6 protein-coding genes and 1 pseudogene are annotated in these 4,961 nt (G+C 70.0%); 5 read left to right on the forward strand and 2 right to left on the reverse strand.

Annotated features, from left to right (window positions below; genetic code table 11):
• From M8542_RS49640 to M8542_RS49655, 4 genes and pseudogenes are all read left to right on the forward strand, one after another.
• The coding region (locus M8542_RS49640; protein ID WP_276588204.1) for a sigma factor-like helix-turn-helix DNA-binding protein at positions 1-196 on the forward strand (196 nt) is incomplete at its 5' end.
• Positions 197-474: 278 nt separating this feature from the next.
• Positions 475-1,425 (forward strand): hypothetical protein, encoded by a 951-nt coding sequence (locus M8542_RS49645; RefSeq protein WP_257927433.1) that lies wholly within the window; start codon positions 475-477, stop codon positions 1,423-1,425.
• A 617-nt stretch (positions 1,426-2,042) separates the two neighbouring features.
• Complete coding sequence (locus M8542_RS49650; RefSeq protein WP_257927434.1) at positions 2,043-2,456, forward strand: ATP-binding protein; 414 nt, start codon at positions 2,043-2,045, stop codon at positions 2,454-2,456.
• A 165-nt stretch (positions 2,457-2,621) separates the two neighbouring features.
• A pseudogene (locus tag M8542_RS49655) lies at positions 2,622-3,604 on the forward strand (ferritin-like domain-containing protein).
• A gap of 54 nt (positions 3,605-3,658) precedes the next feature.
• Here M8542_RS49655 and M8542_RS49660 read toward each other — a convergent pair.
• Positions 3,659-4,129 carry a pentapeptide repeat-containing protein gene (locus M8542_RS49660; protein ID WP_257927435.1) on the reverse strand — a complete coding sequence of 157 codons (471 nt, stop codon included), beginning with the start codon at positions 4,127-4,129 and terminating at the stop codon, positions 3,659-3,661.
• Between the two features lie 135 nt (positions 4,130-4,264).
• Positions 4,265-4,510, reverse strand: a complete 246-nt coding sequence (locus M8542_RS50545; protein ID WP_308210349.1) for a hypothetical protein — start codon at positions 4,508-4,510, stop codon at positions 4,265-4,267.
• A 4-nt stretch (positions 4,511-4,514) separates the two neighbouring features.
• On the opposite strand from M8542_RS50545, the gene M8542_RS50550 reads away from it, so the two are divergent.
• The gene (locus tag M8542_RS50550; RefSeq protein ID WP_257927437.1) at positions 4,515-4,709 is read left to right on the forward strand and encodes a hypothetical protein; all 195 of its coding nucleotides are present in this window, start codon (positions 4,515-4,517) and stop codon (positions 4,707-4,709) included.
• Positions 4,710-4,961: the final 252 nt, after the last annotated feature.

Genomic DNA, 4,961 nt, shown 5'->3' on the forward strand with positions numbered 1-4,961 from the left:
GCGGACACGGGCCGTGCTGGCCGCCCGGTTCTACCTCGACCTCGGCGAAGCGGACACCGCCCGGCTGCTCGGCTGCGGCACCGGAACGGTCAAGTCGACCACCTCGCGTGGCCTGCAGCGGCTACGCCAGCTGTGGGAAGCCGAATCACGCTCCCCGGAGAACTTGCCGAGGCCGACTTCGAAGGGACGACGATGAACCAGCACCCACCGGACTTCGCCACACTCCTGCGCGACGAGCTCGCAGCCGTCCCCCCGCCCCGTCCCGCGCCGGGTGAGGCCGTCTCGGTCGCGCATCGGGTCCTGCGGACGCGGGCACGACGACGACGGCGGACGCTGACGGGAGTCGCGGTAGCCACGGTCGTCTGTGCCGGCGGTGGCGTCGCGCTCGCCACGGCCTCGGGCGGTGATGAAGCCCCAGCCCAGCCGGTGGCGGTGACCCAGTGGCCGGCGCGTGGCCCGCTGGCCGGGGACAGCGTGCTGGTCGGCCGGGCGAAGCTGGCTTGGGCGAACGCCAGCCCGGTCGCGGCCCCCGGATCGGAAGCCGCGCTGCTCTACGCCGGACCGCTCGGCGAACAGAACGCGACACTGGTCGTCCTGCGCCGCAACGACGCCGCCGGAAGGACGTCGCTGGGCTTCATGACCACACCGTCGACCACCGGCACGCCGGACACCACGACACTGAAGGTGCGAGCCCAGGTGACCGTCTCCCCGAGCGCGCCCGCCCCGGCGGCTTACGGCTTCGTCGTCTCCAGACCGGCGCCCGGGGACCAAGCCCCGGCCAGCTGGGCAGCCGCCCTCGTCGCACCAGGCATGTCCGCCGCCCGGTTCGGCACCAGCGCCGTGGAACACGAGGTAGCCGGCACCGCCGGGTCGCCCCTCAACGGATTGCTCACCGTGGACCTGCCACCGCAGGCCGCGGCCTGGAACACCGAGCTCGCGTTCGGCGACCGCGGGGAACGGGGCGTCGCCTCCTTGGCCGCGGCAGCCGACGACCCAGCCACGCGTACCGTCACCGCGACCCCCCGTCTGGACGGCACCTTTACCGTCACCGGAGCGGCGGACACGCAACCGGGCGACCTTCTCACGCTCCACGACGGGCTGATCGGCGTCGTCACCAGCGGCGGCCCCACCGCTTCCGCCAGCACAGACCTGACGACACTACGGACATCAGGACTGAGCGCCTGGACCGCGACCTCCGACCGTCCGGTCAGCCTCGCCGCCGGCCCCGGCGAACAGACAACGGTCACCGCCGGTCCTGATGTGCTGCGCGAGGGCGACCGCATCGTCGCGGGCGGGTTCCCCGGCACCGCGGCCGTCATCAACCTCGGCACCGTCCACATGACCCCGGACGGCACCTGGATCCTGCGGCGGGACATGTGGTTCCCGGTGACTTCCACCCAGGCCACTCTGATCCGACACCCATGAGGTGGGTCGCGGGACCAAGACCACCAATGCCATCGGAACGTCGAGCGCAGGAGCGCGTGATCGGGCTGTCGCCGGTGACCGGCTGGTGGTTTTCACCGGGCCTGATACCTGCTGGCGCTGGAACTGGCCGGGACCCTCTCGCCGCTCCCCCGCCTTGGCCTCGCGCAGCAGCACCCTCCAGTGGTGGTAGTCGGTGTTCGGCACGAGCGACTGACCGGGCGGCTCGGTGAAGACGTAGCCGGTCTCCTCCCAGCGGTCGGGCTGCCAGGGCGCGTTCCTGGGCTTGGCCCGCTTGGTGCCGCACGAGCAGCAGAGCGAGTGGCTTGGGCAGCCCGATCTACCGCTTACCGGCCCGCGACTTCGTCGGCGCGGTCTCCCGCGCGTCGAGACGTGCCGCGGGCAGTACCCGGCGAACTTCCGGCCGTACGGCGTCGAGCAACCGTGCTTGCACTTCGGCCGGAGCGCCACAACCACCCGATCGGCTCACATCTTCACCCCCGTCCAGCTCCGAACTCGGAACGAGGTGATATCTGCGTCACGGGAGGGTGAGCCGAATGTGTAACCGGGAACCGCCTGGTAACGCAGCTGAGTGGCCACCTGGCGAAGCGTGGGCCGCCGTGGAGGCGCTGTGCGAGAAGGTCGCCACGGCCGGCCGGTTGTCGATCGACCTGTCGGGCCGGCCCAGCGCGCGGCAAGTACGCACCACCGTCACGGAAAACCTCCTGTTCGGCGCGCCGCCTGCACACCGATACGGCGGGGTCCTCCTAGTGGTCGACGAACTCGTAGGCAACGCGTACCGCCACGCCGGCGAGCCACGCGAACTCCGCGTCGTCCGCCGCGGTGACAGCGTGCTGGTCGAAGTCACCGACACCAGCCCCGTAGCGCTGACGATCCAGGAACAACGACTCGCGCCTCGAGGCCACGGCCTGCGTCTGGTGAACGAACTGGCGACCGAGTGGGGCGCACGAGCCGACGACCGCGGCAAGGTCGTCTGGGCGCTCGTACCCGCTCACCTGTATCCGGCGGGCTGAGCCGGCATCACCCGATCGGTCAGCGCATTAATCCGCCGTGCGGACAGCCCCGAACGTCGAACGTCCACGAAGGATCACCCCGCTTGCCCGGAGGCGAACACACCGAGGGCTTGCGGGCTACGTCCGCGGTCGCAGCGTCGCGCGCGGGCGGAAGGGAGATCGCACGTGTTTGGCAAGCGCTATGCCGCTTCGATGATCAACCGGAGCGCGAAGAACGACCAGGACCGGCGACGGTTCCTCCGGGCCGCCGGGATGACGGGGCTCGGCGTCGTCGGTGCCGGCGCTCTCGGCGGGCTCACCAACATCGCTTCGGCCACTCCTCGCGCACAGGCAGCTCAGGCCGCCGCGGCCGAGGTGAGCGACGGGGCGGTGCTCAACTTCGAGTACCTCGAGGCCGAGTTCTACCTCCACGCGACCACCGGCCGGGTCTGGCCGATTCGATGACCACCGGTACCGGCACCCGCGGGGGCGTCACCGGCGGCCGGGCCGTCCGGTTCCAGAGCAAGACGGTCCGCCAGTACGCCCAGGAGATCGCCGCCGACGAGAAGGACCATGTCCAGTTCCTGCGCACCGCGCTCGGCTCGGCCGCCGTCGCGCGCCCGGCCATCGACCTGCAGTCCAGCTTCACCGCCGCCGCACAGGCCGCCGGCCTGGTCAAACCGGGACACAGCTTCGACGCCTTCGCCTGCGAAGAAAACTTCCTGCTCGCCGCGTTCCTGTTCGAAGACGTCGGCGTCACCGCCTACAAGGGCGCCGCCCCGCTGATCAGCAACAAGACCTACCTCGAAGCCGCCGCCGGGATCCTCGCCGTGGAGGCGTACCACGCCGGCAACATCCGCTCTCAGCTCTACGAACGTCGCGGCGGAATCCTCGGGCTCGGCCTGCTCGGCCGCGATCTGCGGGAGGCCAGCGTCAAGCTGTCCAACGCCCGCGACAGCCTCGACGGCCCAGCAGACGACGACCAGGGCGTGATCGACCGCAGCGGCAACGCCAACATCGTCCCGGCCGACTCGAACGGCGTCGCGTTCTCCCGTAGCCCCGGCCAGGTCCTGAACATCGTCTACCTGACCCCGAAGGCCGCCACCTCCGGCGGATTCTTCCCCAAGGGCGTCAACGGCGTAGTCAACACCAGCGCTGCCAGCGGCTGAGCCCTGACGTGTGCCGAGCGCTCGACGGGGCGCTCGGTCACGCGTTGGCTGACCTCACCTCTCCGGACCGACGTAGCCCCACACACCAGACGCGTCCGCCAGCTGTCCGTCCTGTTCGGTGACAGGCGAACTGAGGACGTATCCGTCCGGCCAGGTACGCCGGTCCGTTCCATCGTCGAGCCGGGCGCGAGCCAGGTCGAACAGCGGCGGCACCGCGAAGGACGCCGCACCGAAGTCGGCGGGTCCGGCGAAGCGCGTGCTGTGGAAACGAGCGCGCTCGAAGGTGGCCCCGGCGAACCACGCCGCCTTGCCGAACTCGGCCCAGCTGAATTCGGCGGCGTCGTCGAAGCACGCGTCTTCGAAGGTGGCATAAGCGCCGAACCGGGCGTATTGGAACTCCGCTGCCGTCTGGAAGCGGGCGCCGCGGAACTCTGGTGCCGCGTTGGTGCTCGAGGTGGCATTGCGGACCGGAAACAGTCCGGCGCGAGCACTGCATTTGCTGCGCGCAGTCTTCGCCGCGCTCACCCTGACGTCACCGAGGCTCGGCGTGTTCCTTCGAGCCAAGCTGAGCCAGGAGGTCCTCATCGTGTTGGACGCTGCCCAACGTTCTTCGCTCCCCCACGGGTTTCGTGAAACCACGAGTCATGAGGGCATGCGGCTTCAGAGCGGAGGCCTCGAATCTCTCCTCGATCGACCGCTCGCGCGACGATCGACTCCGCCACCGTACGGCGGCCGGCCGGGACCAGTTTGCAAATCGATCCGCGAACGGTTGGCCGCGCGCATCATCGCGACCAGATCACCGCGCAACGTTCCGGTGTTCGGCACGTCGACCACCCGGGCGGCGCTTTCGTGCAGCAGGGTCGCGTCGACCAGCACTGCTTTGCCGACCCAGCGGTGGTAGATCACCGGCGTGCTCGTACCGGCTCGCTGTGCCACCCCTTCGAAGGTCAACTCGGGTGACACCGGCGCCACCGGCTCGACCGGCGACGCGGGCAACACCAGCACCACCACCGGCGGGAACTCCGGCTGGGCGGGCAACGGCGGCAACGCCGACGTCATCGCCTCGTCCTGGAACACCGTCGCGCACACCCCGCACACCGTCTGACGGTCAGCGGGTACGAGCGGGGGGTGTCCCTATCTGGTTGTCAAGCCGCTGTGGTGGCCGGTTCGGGTTGGCGGTAGTGGGTGCCGTTGCGAAGCATGGCGTAGAGGACGTCGCAGCGGCGGCGATGATGGTGCTCTCTGAATAGGGCCAGTCCTGCTCTCTGAAATTCCCCAGTTGGGGTGTCCTGTCGGCGCGTCGTTTGCGCTGGTCAGCGGCCTCGGGGTGACGGTTTCGGTGTTGATCACCGTGACC

It is taken from the genome of Amycolatopsis iheyensis (genome assembly GCF_024703995.1).
In the GTDB taxonomy this organism is placed as follows: Bacteria; Actinomycetota; Actinomycetes; order Mycobacteriales; family Pseudonocardiaceae; genus Amycolatopsis; species Amycolatopsis iheyensis.